Origin of the sequence: Acidovorax facilis, from assembly GCF_050626955.1 — a bacterium.
In the GTDB taxonomy this organism is placed as follows: Bacteria; Pseudomonadota; Gammaproteobacteria; order Burkholderiales; family Burkholderiaceae_C; genus Acidovorax; species Acidovorax facilis.
Window position 1 is genome coordinate 90,955 of the sequence record NZ_CP192460.1, and the last position, 16,905, is coordinate 107,859.

17 protein-coding genes are annotated in these 16,905 nt (G+C 66.8%); 7 read left to right on the forward strand and 10 right to left on the reverse strand.

The genetic code is table 11. The features are described 5' to 3' along the window. Positions 1-54: 54 nt before the first annotated feature. Positions 55-1,170, reverse strand: coding sequence for an anhydro-N-acetylmuramic acid kinase (locus ACQ4MJ_RS00420; RefSeq protein ID WP_431173687.1), 1,116 nt, complete (start codon positions 1,168-1,170; stop codon positions 55-57). A gap of 198 nt (positions 1,171-1,368) precedes the next feature. Continuing rightward, positions 1,369-2,730, reverse strand: a complete 1,362-nt coding sequence (locus ACQ4MJ_RS00425) for a peptidoglycan DD-metalloendopeptidase family protein (RefSeq protein WP_431150787.1) — start codon at positions 2,728-2,730, stop codon at positions 1,369-1,371. Between the two features lie 205 nt (positions 2,731-2,935). Here ACQ4MJ_RS00425 and tyrS point away from each other — a divergent pair, with 205 nt between their 5' ends. Further along, positions 2,936-4,168, forward strand: a complete 1,233-nt coding sequence (tyrS, locus tag ACQ4MJ_RS00430) for a tyrosine--tRNA ligase (protein ID WP_431150785.1) — start codon at positions 2,936-2,938, stop codon at positions 4,166-4,168. A gap of 95 nt (positions 4,169-4,263) precedes the next feature. Here tyrS and ACQ4MJ_RS00435 read toward each other — a convergent pair whose 3' ends face one another. Then, positions 4,264-5,262, reverse strand: a complete 999-nt coding sequence (locus ACQ4MJ_RS00435; protein WP_431150784.1) for a LysR substrate-binding domain-containing protein — start codon at positions 5,260-5,262, stop codon at positions 4,264-4,266. 134 nt (positions 5,263-5,396) lie between these two features. Between ACQ4MJ_RS00435 and ACQ4MJ_RS00440 the strand changes: the two genes are divergently transcribed. Both ACQ4MJ_RS00440 and ACQ4MJ_RS00445 read left to right on the forward strand, forming a co-directional pair. Further along, positions 5,397-5,936, forward strand: a complete 540-nt coding sequence (locus ACQ4MJ_RS00440) for a DUF2917 domain-containing protein (RefSeq protein ID WP_431150783.1) — start codon at positions 5,397-5,399, stop codon at positions 5,934-5,936. A gap of 105 nt (positions 5,937-6,041) precedes the next feature. Beyond that, the gene (locus ACQ4MJ_RS00445) at positions 6,042-6,419 is read left to right on the forward strand and encodes a DUF2917 domain-containing protein (RefSeq protein ID WP_121421219.1); all 378 of its coding nucleotides are present in this window, start codon (positions 6,042-6,044) and stop codon (positions 6,417-6,419) included. A gap of 124 nt (positions 6,420-6,543) precedes the next feature. Here the strand turns inward: ACQ4MJ_RS00445 and ACQ4MJ_RS00450 are convergent, their stop codons facing one another. Continuing rightward, positions 6,544-7,152 (reverse strand): TetR/AcrR family transcriptional regulator, encoded by a 609-nt coding sequence (locus ACQ4MJ_RS00450; protein WP_431150782.1) that lies wholly within the window; start codon positions 7,150-7,152, stop codon positions 6,544-6,546. 230 nt (positions 7,153-7,382) lie between these two features. Here ACQ4MJ_RS00450 and fabF point away from each other — a divergent pair, with 230 nt between their 5' ends. Next, positions 7,383-8,657, forward strand: a complete 1,275-nt coding sequence (fabF, locus tag ACQ4MJ_RS00455) for a beta-ketoacyl-ACP synthase II (RefSeq protein WP_431150781.1) — start codon at positions 7,383-7,385, stop codon at positions 8,655-8,657. A gap of 37 nt (positions 8,658-8,694) precedes the next feature. Here fabF and ACQ4MJ_RS00460 read toward each other — a convergent pair whose 3' ends face one another. Continuing rightward, the gene (locus tag ACQ4MJ_RS00460; RefSeq protein WP_055394662.1) at positions 8,695-9,093 is read right to left on the reverse strand and encodes a BLUF domain-containing protein; all 399 of its coding nucleotides are present in this window, start codon (positions 9,091-9,093) and stop codon (positions 8,695-8,697) included. A gap of 126 nt (positions 9,094-9,219) precedes the next feature. Between ACQ4MJ_RS00460 and ACQ4MJ_RS00465 the strand changes: the two genes are divergently transcribed. The 3 genes from ACQ4MJ_RS00465 (at position 9,220) to ACQ4MJ_RS00475 (ending at position 12,364) form a co-directional block, all read left to right on the forward strand. After that, positions 9,220-9,975 (forward strand): Crp/Fnr family transcriptional regulator, encoded by a 756-nt coding sequence (locus ACQ4MJ_RS00465; RefSeq protein ID WP_121421217.1) that lies wholly within the window; start codon positions 9,220-9,222, stop codon positions 9,973-9,975. Between the two features lie 167 nt (positions 9,976-10,142). Next, entirely contained in the window at positions 10,143-11,573 is a 1,431-nt protein-coding gene (gene glmU / locus ACQ4MJ_RS00470) for a bifunctional UDP-N-acetylglucosamine diphosphorylase/glucosamine-1-phosphate N-acetyltransferase GlmU (RefSeq protein WP_431150780.1), read from the forward strand. Then, positions 11,570-12,364, forward strand: coding sequence for a sensor histidine kinase (locus ACQ4MJ_RS00475; protein ID WP_431150779.1), 795 nt, complete (start codon positions 11,570-11,572; stop codon positions 12,362-12,364). The genes glmU and ACQ4MJ_RS00475 overlap by 4 nt, the downstream gene beginning before the upstream one ends. Before the next feature lie 144 nt (positions 12,365-12,508). Here the strand turns inward: ACQ4MJ_RS00475 and ACQ4MJ_RS00480 are convergent, their stop codons facing one another. The 5 genes from ACQ4MJ_RS00480 to ACQ4MJ_RS00500 all read right to left on the reverse strand — a co-directional run bounded on the left by ACQ4MJ_RS00480 (position 12,509) and on the right by ACQ4MJ_RS00500 (position 16,829). Next, a complete protein-coding gene (locus ACQ4MJ_RS00480) occupies positions 12,509-13,639 on the reverse strand; it encodes a diguanylate cyclase (RefSeq protein WP_431150778.1) in 1,131 nt (376 codons plus the stop codon). A gap of 48 nt (positions 13,640-13,687) precedes the next feature. Further along, positions 13,688-14,740, reverse strand: a complete 1,053-nt coding sequence (locus ACQ4MJ_RS00485; protein WP_431150776.1) for a diguanylate cyclase — start codon at positions 14,738-14,740, stop codon at positions 13,688-13,690. A gap of 156 nt (positions 14,741-14,896) precedes the next feature. Beyond that, entirely contained in the window at positions 14,897-15,223 is a 327-nt protein-coding gene (locus ACQ4MJ_RS00490) for a MerR family transcriptional regulator (protein WP_431150774.1), read from the reverse strand. Beyond that, a complete protein-coding gene (locus ACQ4MJ_RS00495) occupies positions 15,220-16,215 on the reverse strand; it encodes a DnaJ C-terminal domain-containing protein (protein ID WP_431150773.1) in 996 nt (331 codons plus the stop codon). Before ACQ4MJ_RS00495 ends, ACQ4MJ_RS00490 begins: the two co-directional genes overlap by 4 nt. A 104-nt stretch (positions 16,216-16,319) precedes the next feature. Continuing rightward, a complete protein-coding gene (locus tag ACQ4MJ_RS00500; protein WP_431150772.1) occupies positions 16,320-16,829 on the reverse strand; it encodes an Lrp/AsnC family transcriptional regulator in 510 nt (169 codons plus the stop codon). Positions 16,830-16,905: the final 76 nt, after the last annotated feature.

Genomic DNA, 16,905 nt, shown 5'->3' on the forward strand with positions numbered 1-16,905 from the left:
CTCTGTACCTGACCTCTGACCACGTAGCCGCCCGCATGGGCGGCTTTTGTTTTTTCAGGCTGGGTAAACAGCGCCCAGCACACGGGCTCCCGCAGCGCCGGTCACACTGGCCAGGTTCCCGGGCCGTCCGTGCAGCGCCTGCCGTGCCAGCCAGGCAAAGGCCGCCGCCTCCACCTGTAATGCGGGCAGGCCTAGGGTATCGGTGGCGGTGACCTGCACGCCAGGGCAGGCTGCCTGCAGCCGTGCCATCAAGTAGGCATTGAGTGCGCCACCGCCGCACACTGCCATCGTTTTGCTATTTTTTTTGTAGCTGTTTGCGCCTATTGCACATGCGCGGGCGGTGTATTCGGTCAGGGTCGCCTGTACGTCGGCAGGGTTTGCCTGTGCGAACGGCGCCAGGTGGTGGGCGAGCCATGCGGGGTTGAACAGATCGCGCCCCGTGCTCTTGGGGGGGGGCTTGCGCAAAAAGGGTTCGTCCAGCAACGATGCCAGCAACTCCGGCAGCACCTTTCCGCTGGCAGCCCACGCGCCTCCTGCGTCGAAAGCCTGGCCGGTGTGCCGTTGGCACCAGTAGTCCACCAGCGCGTTGCCGGGGCCGCAGTCAAAGCCCAGCACACTGCCGTCGGCGCCCAGCACGCTGAGGTTGGAGATGCCGCCGATGTTGAGCACCAGCACGGTTTCACCTGCGCGGCCAAAAACCCCCTGGTGAAACGCTGGCACCAGGGGTGCACCCTGTCCACCTGCCGCTACATCGCGGCTGCGGAAATCGGCCACCACGGTGATGCCGGTGCGCTCCGCCAGCAGGGCTGGGTTGCCCAGCTGCAGGGTATAGCCCGTGCCATCAAATTCCTGGGGGCGGTGGCGCACCGTCTGCCCGTGGGCGCCGATGGCGCGGATGGAGGATGCTGGCTGCCCGCTGCGCTTGAGCAGCGTTTGCACAATCTGCGCGTAGGCCCGCGACAGGGCGTTGCCCGCCAGCGCGGCGCGGTGCAGTTCGTCAGTGCCCGACGTATTGAGGGCCATCAGTTCTGCCCGCAGTTCGGGCGCGAAGGGCGCGCTGGCATGGTGGGTGACCACGCAGTGCGAGCCGGAAAAATCGGCCAGCACCCCGTCGATGCCATCGAGCGAGGTGCCCGACATCAGGCCGATGTACAGCTCGGATGCGCTCACAGGAGCCGTGTGGACTGTGAAGGCGTGGACGGAAGAGCCTCAGGTCCAGGGGCACCAAGGCCCAGGCGAGCGGCGCGGCCGAGGCCAATGGCTGCCGCGCATGGGCCGCCGCGCCGCGTATGCGGCGCTTCGCTTGCGTGCGCTTGCGGCATCCCCCCGTGGGGGGACGGCGCGAAGCGACTCAGGGGGGACTTCACTTCACTCTGCGCTGGCTTGTTCGATCTGTGCAGCGGCCGACAGCTGGATGCGCATGTTGGCAGCCAGGCGGTCAAACGCAGGGCGCGAAGCCGCTGAGACTGGCGCTGCGGCCTCGCTCTGGGCCACGATGGTCTGCGGATCCTGGTGTACGCCGTTGACGCGGAACTCAAAGTGCAGGTGCGGGCCGGTGGCCCAGCCTGTGGCACCCACGGCGCCCAGGGTCTGGCCTTGTTCGACCGACTGTCCCTGGCGCACGTCGATGCGGCTCAGGTGGGCATACACGGTGACGTGCTGGTTGCGGTGCTTGACGAAGACCACATTGCCAAAACCGTTCTGCACGCCTGCAAACTCCACCACGCCATCGCCCACGGTGCGCACTGCGGTGCCGGTGGGCGCGGCGAAGTCGGTGCCCAGGTGGGCGCGCCAGGTCTTCAGGATGGGGTGCAGGCGCATCTTGAAGCCACTGGTCACGCGCGAGAACTCCACCGGCGAGGTGAGGTACGCGCGGCGCATGCTTTCGCCGTCCAGCGTGTAGTAGGCGCCCTTGGCGGCACCGGGTTCCTGGAACCAGACGGCCTCATGGGTCTTGCCGTTATTCACGAACTCGGCGCTCAGAACGCGGCCACTGGACAGGGGCTCGCCATCGGCTTCCAGCGTTTCGTACACCACCGAGAAGCGGTCGCCCTTGCGCAGGGAGCGGCGAAAGTCGATGTTGCCCGAGAACAGCTCGGCCATCTGCACGGCCACGGCGTCGGGGATGTTGGACGCATCGGTGGCGGCAAACAGCGAACTGTGGATGATGCCGCCCGCCAGCCGACTGTTGGTCGTCATCTTGGCGGTTTCGATGCGCGTCGCAAACTTGTTGTCGCCCGTGCGCTCGACGATCAGGCGGCGGAAGTTGCCACTGTCGTCCGGCACCCAGCGCACCGTCAGGCGAATCAGGCGGTGGTCGTCCGTGGTTTCTGCCGACACGATGCGGCCGGTGCGGCCCAGCACATTTTGTCGCACAGGAGTGTCACCACGCATGAATGCAGCGGCGGCCGGGTCGGCCACGCCCATGCGCTGCAGCAGCGACTCGGGGGTGTCGCTGCTGCGCACCTGTTCGGAGCGGAACAGCGAAAAGCCCGGAGCTTCCAGCTCGCCCAGCACGAGGTTTTCTGCCAGCGATTCAACGGGGTAGCTCACCATGCGCACCGGCAGCTCGGCCGGGTCCGGCGCAAAGGACGCCACAGCGAATGCGCCGCCACCACCCGTCAGCAGGATGGCTGCGACGGTGGCGGTGATGCGTTTGGGATGTTGTTGGATCGTGCGGGACAGCCGGTCAAGCAAAGCCGAGCTGGCGGTGGTCAAGCCGTGAATCAATGGTCTATCCCCAGGGTGAGAGTGAATCCGTGACACTTCCCCGGCGCTGGCGCGGGGCAAGGCATGGAGCACAGACTGTCAGGCTGCAGCCGTTCGACAGAATGGTCAAAAACAAGTCGAAACAGCGGTCCCACTAGAATCCGCCTCAAGCAATGTGGGCTGAAGTATAGCGGTGCATGCTGTCTAGACATCCCAAAAAACCCTTATGAATCAATCTGCTGTTACAACAACCCCGGTCTCTGATGGTGTAAGACAGGCCCTCGAAATCTCGCTGCGCGGCGTGCAAGAGCTGCTGCCGCAGGACGAATGGGTCAAAAAACTAGCGCGTTCAGAGGCCACTGGCCAGCCGCTGCGCATCAAACTGGGGCTCGACCCCACGGCGCCAGACATCCACATCGGTCACACCGTGGTGTTGAACAAGATGCGGCAATTGCAAGATCTGGGCCACCAGGTGATTTTCCTGATCGGTGACTTCACCAGCCTGATCGGCGACCCCTCGGGCCGCAACAGCACCCGCCCCCCGCTCACGCCCGAGCAGATCAAGGTAAACGCCGAGACTTATTACAAGCAGGCCAGCATGGTGCTGGACCCGGCCAAGACCGAGATTCGCTACAACAGCGAGTGGAGCGAACCCCTGGGCGCCAGCGGCATGATCCAGCTCGCCTCGCGCTACACCGTGGCGCGCATGATGGAGCGCGACGACTTCCACAAGCGCTTCAACTCCGGCCAATCCATTGCGGTGCACGAGTTCCTGTACCCGCTGATGCAGGGCTACGACTCGGTGGCGCTCAAGAGCGACCTGGAGCTGGGCGGCACGGACCAGAAGTTCAACCTGCTCATGGGCCGCCATCTACAGCAGGAATACGGCCAGGAGCCGCAGTGTGTGCTCACCATGCCGCTGCTGGTGGGGCTCGATGGCGTGGACAAGATGTCCAAGTCCAAAAACAACTACATCGGCATTGCCGAAGACGCCAACACCATGTTCGCCAAGGTGCTGTCCATCAGCGACACCCTGATGTGGGACTGGTACACGCTGCTGTCGTTCAAGAGCCTGGCCGAGATCGCCGCACTCAAGGCCGAGGTGGAGGGCGGGCGCAACCCCAAGGATGCCAAGGTGATGCTGGCCAAGGAGATCACCACGCGCTTCCACAGCGCGGCGGCGGCCGATGCGGCCGAGCAGGATTTCATCAACCGCAGCAAGGGCGGCGTGCCCGAAGACATTCCCGAGGTGGCGCTCTCCGGTGCGCCGCTGGGCATCGGCGCCTTGCTCAAGCAGGCCAACCTGGCGCCCTCGGGCAGCGAGGCCAACCGCCTGATCGACGGCGGCGGCGTGCGTGTGGATGGCAGCGTGGTCAGCGACAAGGGCTTGAAGCTGGCTGCGGGCACCTACGTGGTGCAGGTGGGCAAGCGCAAGTTCGCAAGAGTGACTTTGTCCTGATTTTTATATCAGATTGGCCGCCAGCGCTTGTCAAATAAGCGCTGGCAGCTATCAAAATAAAAGCGCTGAAGCCGCAAGGCCCAGCGCTTTCTTCATCAGGCCCCGTCCAGGTTGTCGTTTAAATCCGGGTCGGGCACATCGCCAATTGCCTGGCGGGTGGCCTCGGCCTGCACCTGCAGCCAGGCGCAAAACGCCTTGATTTCCGGCCGCTGCGCGCTGCGTGGCCCCACCATGAGCCAATAGGCCAGCGGCGAGTCGATGCGGTGGCCGGGCAGCACCTCCACCAGGTCGCCAGCGGCCAGCGCATCGGCAATCAGCGGCATGCGTGCCAGCGCCAGGCCCTGGCCGGCCAGCGCGGCCTGCACGATCTGGTGGGCGTAGTTGAAGTACAGCCAACGCTGGGGTTGCAGCATGGTCAGGTCGCGCGTGTCGAACCAGCGGCGCCAGCTCAGGTACTCCAGGTGGTGCGTGCGGTGGGCGTCGCCCGCCTCGATCAGGGTGAACTGCGCCACGTCGGCCGGCGTGCGCAGCGGTTTGCCGCTTTTGAGCAGCCAGGGGCTGGCCACCACGGCCAGTTGTTCGCCAAACAGGCGGATGCCGCCCTGCGTGGCCCCGGCGGGCATGGCGTAGCGCAGGGCCAGGTCCACGTCCGAAGTGTCCAGGTCCACCTGCACATCGCTTGCATCAATGCGGATGTCGATGCCCGGGTTGTCGCGCTGGAACTCCTCCATGCGCGGGATCAGCCACATCGATGCAAAGCTGGCCCACGTGGTGATGGCCACACTGCGTCGCCCGGCGGTCTGGCGCACCAGGCGCACGGCGGCGTCCATGCGCTCCAGCGCCGGGCCCACCGCGCGCTGCAACTGCGCGCCCGCGCTGGTCAGCTCCACCGCGCGGGTGTGGCGCAGAAACAGGGGCACGCCCACTTCTTCCTCCAGCGCCTGGATCTGGCGGCTAACGGCCGACTGAGTGAGCGCCAGTTCGTCGGCGGCGGCGCGGAAGTTGAGGTGTTTGGCCACGGCCAGAAAGGCGCGCCAGTGCCCGGTGGCTACGGGCCGGGTGCGCAAGACGGCGGGAGAGTATTCGGCGGTCATGGTGGCATTCCCGTAAAGGATGATTCATGCGTTGACGGAATGAATAGCGTACCGCGTTTTCATTGGACTGTGTACGGTGCAAGGCGCACCATACAGGCTCCTCAACACGTTTTACTGAAGCCAAGGAGCCTGTCATGTCCGCCCGCAACGTTCTGGAATCGCAACAATCCGTCCACGCCGCCCTGGCTGGCCGTCGTGCGGCCGGTTGCTGGAAACTGGCCACAGGCCGGGCCTTGTCGCTGCGGCCGCACACCCATGGTGTATTGCAGATTGCGCAGGGGCAGGTCTGGCTCACCCTGAGCGGGTCTTTGGCGGATTTGCCGGGTGCGGCGGCCGATCATGTGCTGCGGGCTGGGGAGCAATTGACCATTGCGCCGGGCCAGCATGTGGTGATGGAAGCCTGGAACCCCCGGGGCAACGCTGAGGCCGTGGCTTTCCGTTGGGACAGCGTGGTGGCACCCGCCACGGCGCAGCCCGCCAGCCTGGCCGCCCGCGACTGGGAATGTGGCGTGGTGCAGCCGCTGCGCGACCTGGTGCAGGCACTGGGCCAAAGCGGGCGCGCCCTGGGTGCGGCGCTGGCCGATGTGACGGGTGCAGGCGGCCGGTTCGCCGCCGGTCTGGCCCGGTTTGCTCTGCATCGGATAGCAGCACCGCTACAGCGCAAGCCCGCTTGAAGCGTATATGCAGGAAAAGCATCAATAGGTGCCGTGCTTTTCATTGGACGTTGTTCTGCAAGCCGCGCACCATACGGTCTTATTAGGGTTTACCCGGAGAACACCATGACAACCTCTCACGCTCTTCATCTGTTTGCATCTTCCCGCGCGCTGGGCGCGGTCGCTGGTAGCACCGGCAACGTGGCAGCGGGCGCTGCTGTCACGCTGGCACCCAAGGTTGCAATGACTTTGCGCATTGCCGAAGGCCAGGCCTGGGTCACGCTGGGCAAGGGCCTGGGCGACAGCAGCGACGTGTTCCTGTGCGCAGGGCAGTCGCTGCCCGTGGCTGCGGGCCAGTCTGTGGTGGTCGAGCCGCTGAACGGCCGCCGTCTGCAGTACCGCTGGGTGGATGGCGATGCCGCCAGTGCCCGCCCCGCATCCTGGTGGCGCCGTGCGTCCGTTGGCAACGGGGCTCCCGCCTGGGGCGATGCCTGCTGCGCCTGACCTGATCTGAGGCGCTCGGTCGCCTCGGTTGGGTGTGGGGTTAGAGTCAAAAGAGCTGCTACCGCTTGTCCATCAAGCGGTAGCAGCTCTTTTTTTAATAGCGAACGGGGCAAGCACCAGACCGTCAGCGCGGCTCTTCGCCCAACAGCCCAATCAGCTGGGTCTGCAGCGTCGTCAGCAGTTCATCCGACAACGCGGGCTGCGCCGCAGCGGTGGCTCGGGCCAGCACCAGCCCGCCGACCATGGTGGCCAGCACTTGCATCGCGCGCTCCCGGTCTTGTGACCGCACGGTTGCGCTGCCTGCCTCGGCCCTGCTGTCGACCAACAACTGGGCAAACCGCTGGATGTTGCGCTCGATGCCCTCGGCAAACACTTCCGACAGCCCACCGCCCGCCCGTGCGGCGTCCACCGCCAGCGCGGCGACGGGGCAGCCGGTGCCCGGCGCGTCGCGGTGCTGGGGCGAGAGGTAGCGCTGGATGCGCTCGCCCACGGTGGTGTGGGGTGTGGCGCCTTCCAGCGGGGTCATCGACCAGTCAAACGCCCGCGCACACGCCTCCTGCACCAGCGCGTCCTTGGAGGCGAAATGCCGGTACAGCCCGCCGTGGGTGAGCCCGGCGTCGCGCGTGATGTCGGCCACGCCCACGCCGGTCAGCCCCCGCTCGCGGTACAGGCGGGAGGCTGCATCCAGGATGCCCTGCCGGTTCTCTGCGGCCTGTGCTTTGGAAACCTTCATGGGAGCCTCTTATTGATTGCGAGCGTACGCAAAAAGCGGTTGTGCCTTTATGATGATGACTGCAATCATAAAGGCGCGGGCCCTTTCCGCGCATCGCTGCAGCGCCCCAGAACCGGTTCTTGGTGCTGCGCCCAATTTGTCTGACGAGGTGAATGCATGAAAAAAATGATCCCTGGCGGCCGTGGTGCCCAGGTGTGGAGTGGTTTGTGCCGCGACAAGGCGGTGGCCTGATGCGGCGCGTTGTGGTCACGGGCATGGGCCTGGTGTCGCCGCTGGGCTGCGGCGTGGAACTGGTCTGGCAGCGCCTGCTGGCCGGGCGCTCGGGCCTGTCACGCCTGCCGGACGCGGTCACGGACGGCATTGCCGCCAAGGTGGCGGGGCAGGTGCCGGATGTGGCGCAAGACCCCGAAGGTGGCTGGGATGTGGACGCCATCGTCTCGTCCAAGGACCAGCGCAAGATGGACCGCTTCATTCCCTTTGCGCTGGGCGCGGCGCAGCAGGCGCTGGCGCAGGCCGGCTGGCCGCCCGCCGATGAGCGTGCGCGCGAGCGCACGGCCACGGTGATCGGTTCGGGCATTGGCGGCTTTGGCGCGATTGCCGAGGCGGTGCGCACCACCGACACGCGCGGCCCGCAGCGCCTGTCGCCGTTCACGGTGCCCTCCTTCCTCGTCAATCTGGCCGCAGGGCAGGTGTCGATTCGCCATGGCCTCAAGGGGCCGCTGGGGGCGCCGGTCACCGCCTGCGCCGCCAGCGTGCAGGCGATTGGCGACGCCGCGCGCCTGATCCGCAGCGGCGAGGCCGATGTGGCCCTGTGCGGCGGTAGCGAGGCGGCCATTGACCGCGTGAGCCTGGGCGGCTTTGCAGCGGCCAAGGCGCTCGGCACGGCGTTCAATGACACCCCCGAGCAGGCATCGCGCCCCTTCGATGCGCAGCGCGACGGCTTTGTGATGGGCGAGGGCGCGGGCATGCTGGTGATCGAGGCGCTGGACCATGCCCTCGCGCGCGGAGCCACGCCGCTGGCCGAGCTGGTGGGCTACGGCACGTCGGCCGACGCGTACCACATCACCTCCGGCCCCGAAGACGGTGACGGCGCAGCGCGCAGCATGCTGGCAGCGCTGGCGCAGGCAGGCCTCACGGCGCAGGACGTGCAGCATCTGAACGCCCACGCCACGTCCACCGGGGTGGGCGACCGGGGCGAGCTGGCCGCCATTCGCCGTGTGTTTGGCGCGGGGTCACAGGTGGCCATCAGCTCCACCAAGTCGGCCACGGGCCATCTGCTGGGGGCGGCGGGCGCGGTGGCCGCCATCTTCACGACGTTGGCGCTGCGCGACCAGGTGGTGCCGGGCACGCTGAACCTGCACACGCCCGATGCGTTGGCCGAGGGGCTGGACCTGGTGGCGCTGCGGCCCCGGCCCATGGCGCTCTCCCACGCCATGCTCAACGGGTTTGGTTTTGGCGGCGTGAACGCCACGCTGGTCCTGCGGCGCTGGCCGGTAGCCGCTTGACGTCTGGTGTCTGCCCCGTGCTGTGGGGGGGGCGGTCTCAGTGGACGAGTTCGCCCCGCACGGCTTCGAAGGCGGCCAGGGCTGCATCCCCATCCAATTTCTCCATGCGGGCGAGTGCATCCTCGTCTTCCACGGTGCTGAATGCCAGACTGAAGTGTTGAAAACGCCGGCCCGCCAGCGGGCCGTGGTGCAGCACCTCGACGTTGACATGGCGGGGGTCGTTGCGGATGCGTTCGATGAGTTTGAGCACCGCCTTCTGCGGACCTTCGAGCTGCTGGCAAAAACGCTGGCCGTCAAAAATCAGCAATCCCGTCACGTCCAGCTCCGCGTTGACCTGGCGCGCTCGCCCGGCAATCTCGGCCACCACGCTCAGCGGTTGCTCGGGGGCGAGGGTGCTCACGTAGAGGACCTCGTAAAGGGCGGGGGATACGTTCATAAGTGAGGCCCAATGTAGGGGGCACACGGCGGTTGCACAATGTCAAAAGACATAGATGTAACTGCTGCGCCACCCGGCGCGTTGTGGTGCTGTCGCCAAATGTGAATCGATGAGAATTGCGCCACCATGAACGCCACCCTGCCCGCCCATGTCTGCCCCCCAACGTGCCACGATTGCAGATTGCGCAAGACCGGCGCCTTCACCGCCGTGAAGCCCGAGGTGCTGGACTTCATTGAAGGCTTTCGCACCGACAGCCTGGCCGTGGAAGCAGGCGGCGCGCTGGTGCGCGAAAACCAGACCAACGCCAAGCTGTTCACGCTGTATTCGGGCTGGGCCTTTCGCTACAAGACCATGAGCGACGGGCGCCGCCAGATCCTCAATTTTTTGTTGCCTGGCGACTTGGTGGGCCTGCAGCAGGAGTTTGGCGATGTCTCCACCCATGGCATCGAGGCGCTGACCGATTGTTCGCTGTGTGTGTTCCAGAACGACAGCCTGTGGGCGCTGTTTCGCGAGCACCCGCGCCTGGGCTACGACATCACCTGGCTGTCGGCTCACGAAGAAGGCCATGTGGACGACAACCTGCTTACCGCCGGCCGCCGCAACGCCACCGAGCGCGTGGCCATGCTGCTCATGCACCTGTACCGACGGCTTGACCGCATCGGGCTGGTGGAGGACGGCACAGTGGCGTTCCCGCTCAACCAGCAGCACATTGCCGACGCCCTGGGGCTGTCGCTGGTGCACACCAACAAGACGCTGCGGCGCCTGTCGCTGCTGGGCCTGCACGAGCTGAAGAACGGCCGCCTGCGCCTGCTCAACACCCGGGCTCTTGCGCGCATCGCCGAGTACTACGACACGCCGCCCCGGCTGATGCCGCTGCTGTAAACGCTGTCCGCTGCGGCAGAAATCTGAGAGAAATGGCCTCTAGCGCTTGATAGATAAGCGCGAATAGCTATTGCTTTAATAGCTTTTTGCGCCCAGCTGGCTGCAGCCGATAATCCACGCCATGCCCGCGCGCCGGGCTTTTGCAGCGCCCACCCATCTCCCCTTTCATGACCTCACTCGACATCCTCATCATGGCGGCCGGCAAAGGCACGCGCATGAAAAGCCGCCTGCCCAAGGTCCTGCAGCGCCTTGCTGGCCGCCCGCTGCTGCACCATGTGCTGGACCAGGCCGCGCACCTGCAGGCCCGCAGCGCCATCGTCATCACCGGCCATGGCGCTACAGAAGTAGAAGCGGCTACCGCAGGTGCAGCAGGCGATGGCGCCTCTTTTGACCTCAAATTCGTGCGCCAGGAACCCCAACTGGGCACGGGTCATGCCGTGTTGCAGGCCGTGCCGCACCTGCGCGAAGACGGCACGGTGGTGGTGCTCTCGGGCGATGTGCCCCTGACCCAGGCCGACACCCTGCGCGCCCTGGTGGCTGCCAGCGGTGGCGAGCGGCTGGCGCTGCTCACGGTGACCCTGCCCGATCCCACGGGCTATGGCCGCATCGTGCGCAATACATCGGATGCCGTGCAAGGCATCGTCGAACACAAGGACGCGAGCGACGCCCAGCGCGCCATCACCGAGATCTACAGCGGCATCATGGCCGTGCCCGCGCGGTTGCTCACGCCCTGGCTGGCGCGGCTGACCAACAACAACGCGCAGGGCGAGTACTACCTCACCGACATCGTCGCCATGGCCGTGGCTGACGGCGTGCCGGTGGTGGCCCACCGCATCAGCGATGCGCTGCAGGTGGCAGGCGTCAACAGTCCGCTGCAACTGGCCGAGCTGGAGCGTGCGCACCAACTGCGCCAGGCGCGGGCGCTGATGGAGCAGGGCGTGCGCCTGGCCGACCCGGCCCGGTTCGATGTGCGCGACGACACCCGCACCGGCGTGCGTGGCGAGCTGGTCTGCGGGCAGGATGTGGAGATTGATGTGAACTGCGTCTTCACCGGCCGTGTGGAGCTGGGCGAGGGCGTGAGCATTGGCGCGAACTGCTGCATTGCCAACGCACGCATCGCAGCAGGCGCGGTGATCCACCCCTACACCCACATCGACGGCGAAAAGCTGGGCGCCACCGTGGGCGAGGGCGCGCTGATCGGCCCGTTTGCCCGCCTGCGCCCCGGCGCCCAACTGGGCCGCGAGGTGCACATCGGCAACTTTGTGGAAGTGAAGAATTCCACCCTGGCTGATGGTGCCAAGGCCAACCACCTGGCCTACCTAGGGGACGCCACGGTGGGCGAACGCGTGAACTACGGCGCAGGCAGCATCACCGCCAACTACGACGGCGCCAACAAGCATCGCACGGTGATCGAGGCCGATGTGCATGTGGGCAGCAACTGCGTGCTGGTGGCGCCCGTGACCATTGGTGCGGGCGGCACGGTGGGTGGTGGCAGCACGATTACCAAGAGCACGGCGCCGGGGGCGCTGAGTGTGGCGCGGGGCAAGCAGGTGAGCATTGCCAACTGGGCGAGGCCCGCCAAACAACCCAAGCCATGAGCGCGCCAGACGCCAGCGCCGGGGACGAGCTGCAGCAATTGCAGGGATTGCGCGCCGCGCTGGCCCGCAGCCAGCAGCAGGTGGCCGACATGGCCGCTGCGCAAGAGGAGTTCTTGCGTGCCGTGTCGCACGACCTGCGCGCGCCGCTGCGGCATGTGACGTCGTACGGCACGCTGGTACGCGAGGTGCTGAGCGACCTGCCGCCCGAGGTGGTGCAGGGTGCCGAGGTGCAGGAGGCGCTGGGTTTTCTGGCCACGATGGACCAGTCTGCCCGGCGCATGGGGCTGATGATCGACGGCCTGCAAGCCCTGGTGCGCGCCAGCCGCGCGCCGCTGCGCCTGCAGCCGGTGCCGCTGGGTGGTGCCATCCCCCAGGCGCGCGCCGCGCTGGCCGCTGCGGAGGCCGGGCGGGCGGTGGAGTGGCGCATTGCGTCGGATTTGCCCACTCTGCAGGCCGACCCCACGCTGCTGCAGGAGCTGCTGGTGCAAGTGTTGGGCAATGCCCTGAAGTTCACCCGCCCTGTGGCGCACGCGTGCATCACGGTGTCGGCGGATGCTGCACCCGCAGGCCAGGTGGCTTTTACGGTGCAAGACAACGGCGTGGGCTTTGACCCCGCGCGCGCGGGCAGCTTGTTCGGCGTGTTCCAGCGCCTGCACCGCGAGACGGAGTTTGACGGCGTGGGAGCGGGGCTGGCGCTGTGTCGCGCGGTGGCGCAGCGCCATGGCGCGCAGATCAGTGCCGCGGCGGTGCCGGGCGGTGGCTGCACGGTGCGTGTGTGCTGGCCGGGGTGAGCAAGGATTTGATGATTTGCTATTAAAAATATAGCTGTTTGCGCTTGGTGGGTAAGCGCTGGCGGCAATTATTATGCTGATTCCTGGGGCCCGCGGCGTTGTCAGCGCCCCGGGCTCAGCAGGTGCAGCAAACCCCCTCCGGGTTCAATGGGTCTGCACCACCTGGGTAGGTGGTGCCGCGTGGGATGTCTGCGCTTCATGGTCTGCCACCTGGTTGCGCCCGGCGTTTTTGGCGCGGTACAGGGCGGCGTCGGCGTCGTTGATCCACTCGCGCAGGCCCGCCTGGTGGGGCGCGGCTTGTGCCAGGCCGATGCTGCTGGTGAGGTGCAAACCAGGCTGGTCGCGCAGGTGCAGGGCCGCGATGCGGCTGCGAATGCGCTCGGCGATGGCCAGCGCATCGGCTGCGCGGGTGCCGCTGAGCACCACTGCAAATTCGTCCCCGCCATAGCGGCCTGCGTGGTCGTGTGCGCGCACGCAGTCCAGGATCACCTGGCCCACGGCGTGGATCACTTCGTCCCCCACGGTGTGGCCGTGCAGGTCGTTGATGGACTTGAAGTGGTCGATGTCGATCATCAGCAGGCAGGCGGGGCTGCCGCTGGCGTGAAACCGCTCCAGGCTGAGCTTGGCCTGGTCCTGCCAGTGGCTGCGGGCCACCAGGCCGGTCTGGGCGTCGGTGCGGCGCAGGCTCTCCAGCTCGCGGTTTTGCCGCGCCACCGTGCGGATCAGCCGGTAGCTGGACGTGCTGACCGCCAACCCATGCACGATGAGCAGGGGCAGGGTGCACACCACCACCAGCAGTGAGCTTTCCAGTCGTGGCTCGGGCCGCAGCAGCAAGGTCATCAGCAGGCACATGCCCGCCATGCCGGGCAGGGAGTGCAGCCACAGGCGTTTGATGCCGGTGCTGAACTTGTCGTAGGTGGTGATGAGGACCATCACCACGCAGGGCAGCAGGTTGAAGTGCAGCAGCGGCACCCACATGCCAGCGATGGCCGAGTCGATCAGCAGATTGCGCACTTCGGCCCGGTAGGGATCGGCGCTGTGCCGGGCCAGCAGGTAGGCCAGCTGGGGCCAGACCAGCGCGGTGACCCCCAGCAACCACCACATCCACGCCGGAGACTGGTTGTCGTGCAGAACACTGCCCAGCAACACGGCACCCAGGCCCATGCCCAGCATGCGCAACGGGTAGATGCGGCGGTAGGTCAGCCGCTCCGACGCGGGGCCGATGCCACCGTGGCGGCGGTAAGAAGCAGGCTGCGGATCGTTCGCGGGGGTCATGCTGGCACGGGGCGGCGAATGTGGTGTTCTGGAACCGGTTCTGGGCTGCTACACCGCAGGCGCCAGCGCTGGCTCCATGCACCCCGCCACGCGGTTGCGCCCACCGTTTTTGGCGGCATACAGCGCGGCGTCGGCGGCGTCGATCCAGGCGCGCAGGTTGCTGTGGCGGTGGTCGGCGGGGGCTACGCCGATGCTGCTGGTGATGCGCACGCCGGGCAGGCTGCGCAGGCGCACGCCTTCGGTTTGCTCGCGGATGCGGTGGGCAATGGCCAGCGCGTCCTTGGCGAGCATGCCCGGCAGCACGATGGCAAATTCATCGCCGCCGTAGCGCCCCGCGCAGTCGCCCGCGCGCACGTTGCCGCGCACCACATGGGCCAGCGCGCGGATCACCTCGTCACCCACGGTGTGGCCATGGGCGTCGTTGATTTCCTTGAAATGGTCAATGTCCAGCATCAGCATGCAGGCGGGTTCGTTGCTGGCGTGGTGGCGGCGCAGCGCCGCCTCGGCCTGCTCTTGCCAGTGGCCGCGCCCGAACAGGCCCGTGAGCGCATCCACGCGCCGCAGTTCGTCCAGCATCTGGTTGTGCCGTGCCGACTGGCGGATGAGCTGGTAGCTGACCATGCTGACCGACAGCGTGTGCAGCGCCATCACCGGCAGGCAGGCAACCATGACCCGCATGGAGGTTTCCGGCGCCCAGTGCAGGCCGGCCAGCGCCACGCCCGCCAGCCCTCCGACCAGCATGGCGGGCAGCGCACGCGCCCACAGCCCGCGGATGCCGGTGGTGATCTTGTCCACCATGGTCAGTGTCAGCAGCAACACGCTGGGCAGCAGGTTGAAGTGCATCAACGGCACAAAGCTGGCGGCCAGTGCGGAGTCAATGAGCAGGTTGCGGGTTTCAGCGCGGTAGGGGTCGGCGCTGTGCCGTGTGATCAGGTAGGCCACATGGGGCCACACAAAAGCAGGCAGCACCATGGCCAGCCAGGCGGTGACGCTGGCGTGGCGCTCCCACAGCACCACGCCCACCACCATGCCACCGAGCCCCATGCCCAGAATGCGCAGGGGGTAGATGCGGCGGGGCATCTGGCGGCGGTGTGTGGGCATGGATGGATAGGGTGATGCCGCTCGTGCTGCGCTCTGGTGGGGGCGGGCTCGCGAAAGGGCTGGGGGGAGCTTACATGCCCCTGTGGGGCGATGCCAGCATGAAATGACCAGGTGCTGCGGCGTGGCCCCCCAGTGTTCCGTCGTGCTCAGCCGCGTTCAATGGCCTTTCAGGTGCCGCAGCTGCTGACGCAGGGCGGTGACTTCTTCGATCAGGTCGGCCGTGAGCGCGGCCAGGTGCGGATCGGCGTCGAAGGTGAGTTCCAGGTGGGCAATGCGCCGGGCGCGCACCACGGTGGCCCCGCTGAAGCGCCAGGCCGAGCGGTCGCCTTCGCCTTCGGTGCCAGCCTGCAGCAGCCCCTCCTGCAGCCGCGCTGCCACCCAGTCGGCATCCATGCGGCAGGCGCGGGCCAGGGCGTCCAGCGTGAGGGCGGCGTTGCTATCGTCGAGGAGTTCTGCGGGGGGCGTGGGGGAGTGGGCGCTCATGGCTGGGCTCCTTGCGCAGCGCGCGGGTTGTAGTGGGGAAAGGCCTGGGCCAGCGCGGCGTACGCAGCGCGTTCGGCATCGGTGGTGGCCGGTGGCAGGGCCATGTGCAGTTCCAGATAGAGGTCGCCCGGTGGTGTGCCCGGGATGCCCCGGCCTTTGAGGCGCAGCTTGCGCCCCGCCTTCCAGCCTGCGGGCACCGCCACCTCGATGACCGAGCCGCCCGGCGTGCCCACCTCGACCGAGGCGCCCAGGGCTGCCTCCCAGGGGGCCACTACCAGCGGCTGGTAGACATCGCGGCCCTCCGCGCGCCAGCGCGGGTCGGGCTTGAACAGCACCTCCAGAAACAAATCGCCCGCCGGTGCGCCACCCCAGCCCGGGCTGCCCTGGCCAGCCAGGCGGATGAGCTGGCCTTCGCGCACGCCCTGCGGGATCTTGACGGCCAGGTGGCGCTCGTCGCGTGCCAGCGATCCGTCATCGGCCTGGTGCGCGCTTTGCAGCGTGAGGGTGCGTTCGGCGCCCTGGTAGGCGTCGGTCAGGTCCAGCTCGATGCGGGCGTGGTGGTCTGCGCCGCGCTGGGTGGGGGGCGGTCTTCCGCTGGTGTGTTCGCTGCGCCCGGCGCCACGCGCCCGGGCGGCACGGCCAAACAGCTGTTCAAAAAAGTCGCTGTAGTCGCCCGGCGCACCACCTGGGCCGCCATGGGTGCCCGCGCCGTCCGAAAACTCGAACCCCGCATCCCAGTGCGGGGGCGGGCGGAAGTCCTGCCCCGGCTGCATGCGCGGTTCTTGCGCAAGGCGGTCGTAGGCGGCGCGTTTTTCCGGGTCGGAGAGCACGGCGTTGGCCTCGTTCACCGCCGTCATGCGCGCCACGGCGTCGGGCTCCTTGCTCACGTCGGGGTGGTATTTGCGCGCCAGCTTGCGGTAGGCCTTCTTGATCTCGTCGGCCGTGGCGGTGGGGCTGACCCCCAGCGTCTGGTAGTAGTCCTTGAACTCCATGCGGCGTGGCTCCTGTGTGTCCAACCACTCTATGCCGATGCGGCGGGAAGGCAAGAGGACTGGGACAACGGCATGCAAAGGGGCTGTCAACCATTTGCTATAAATTAAATAGCTGTTTGCGCTTTCTGATCAAGCGCTAGAGGCACTTTTGTGCCAAATTTCGCCCTGCGGGTTGCAAAGAAGGCCTTCACGTTGCGCACATTGGCATCGCCCGTGAACAGGCGCTGCGACAGCGCCAGGTATCCCGGCATGTCCCGTGTGTGCACCACCAGCACAAAGTCCGGCCCGGGCGATACGCGCCAGCATTGCTGCACGGCGTCGTCGGCCACGGCGCGGGCTTCGAACGCGTCAAGCTGTTCGGCGCCTTGGCGGTCCAGCGACACCTCGACGATGCAGGCCAGCCCGTGGCCCTGAATGGCCGCCAGCCGGTCGGGCTGCAGGATGGCCACCTGGCGCTCGATCAGACCGGCATCGTGCAGGCGCTTGACGCGGCGCAGACAGGTGGGCGGGGAGACATGCACCTGTTCGGCCAGGGATTGGTTGCTCTGCGCCGCGTCGGTTTGCAGCAGGTTGAGCAGCTGCAAGTCTGTGCTGTCGAGTGATATGGATTCCATGATTTTCTATAAATTGAATAAAAATTTCATACATTGCGTTTGATGAAATTTAAGTTCAATTTCATTGAAATATCAA

Coding starts and splice junctions, on each gene's coding strand:
- ACQ4MJ_RS00450 (WP_431150782.1), bottom strand. CDS start 7,152: ATGAAGGTTTCCAAAGCACAGGCCGCAGAGAACCGGCAGGGCATCCTG.
- ACQ4MJ_RS00485 (WP_431150776.1), bottom strand. CDS start 14,740: ATGCCCACACACCGCCGCCAGATGCCCCGCCGCATCTACCCCCTGCGC.
- tyrS (WP_431150785.1), top strand. CDS start 2,936: ATGAATCAATCTGCTGTTACAACAACCCCGGTCTCTGATGGTGTAAGA.
- glmU (WP_431150780.1), top strand. CDS start 10,143: ATGACCTCACTCGACATCCTCATCATGGCGGCCGGCAAAGGCACGCGC.
- ACQ4MJ_RS00480 (WP_431150778.1), bottom strand. CDS start 13,639: ATGACCCCCGCGAACGATCCGCAGCCTGCTTCTTACCGCCGCCACGGT.
- ACQ4MJ_RS00440 (WP_431150783.1), top strand. CDS start 5,397: ATGTCCGCCCGCAACGTTCTGGAATCGCAACAATCCGTCCACGCCGCC.
- ACQ4MJ_RS00435 (WP_431150784.1), bottom strand. CDS start 5,262: ATGACCGCCGAATACTCTCCCGCCGTCTTGCGCACCCGGCCCGTAGCC.
- ACQ4MJ_RS00460 (WP_055394662.1), bottom strand. CDS start 9,093: ATGAACGTATCCCCCGCCCTTTACGAGGTCCTCTACGTGAGCACCCTC.
- ACQ4MJ_RS00475 (WP_431150779.1), top strand. CDS start 11,570: ATGAGCGCGCCAGACGCCAGCGCCGGGGACGAGCTGCAGCAATTGCAG.
- fabF (WP_431150781.1), top strand. CDS start 7,383: ATGCGGCGCGTTGTGGTCACGGGCATGGGCCTGGTGTCGCCGCTGGGC.
- ACQ4MJ_RS00495 (WP_431150773.1), bottom strand. CDS start 16,215: ATGGAGTTCAAGGACTACTACCAGACGCTGGGGGTCAGCCCCACCGCC.
- ACQ4MJ_RS00465 (WP_121421217.1), top strand. CDS start 9,220: ATGAACGCCACCCTGCCCGCCCATGTCTGCCCCCCAACGTGCCACGAT.
- ACQ4MJ_RS00490 (WP_431150774.1), bottom strand. CDS start 15,223: ATGAGCGCCCACTCCCCCACGCCCCCCGCAGAACTCCTCGACGATAGC.
- ACQ4MJ_RS00445 (WP_121421219.1), top strand. CDS start 6,042: ATGACAACCTCTCACGCTCTTCATCTGTTTGCATCTTCCCGCGCGCTG.
- ACQ4MJ_RS00500 (WP_431150772.1), bottom strand. CDS start 16,829: ATGGAATCCATATCACTCGACAGCACAGACTTGCAGCTGCTCAACCTG.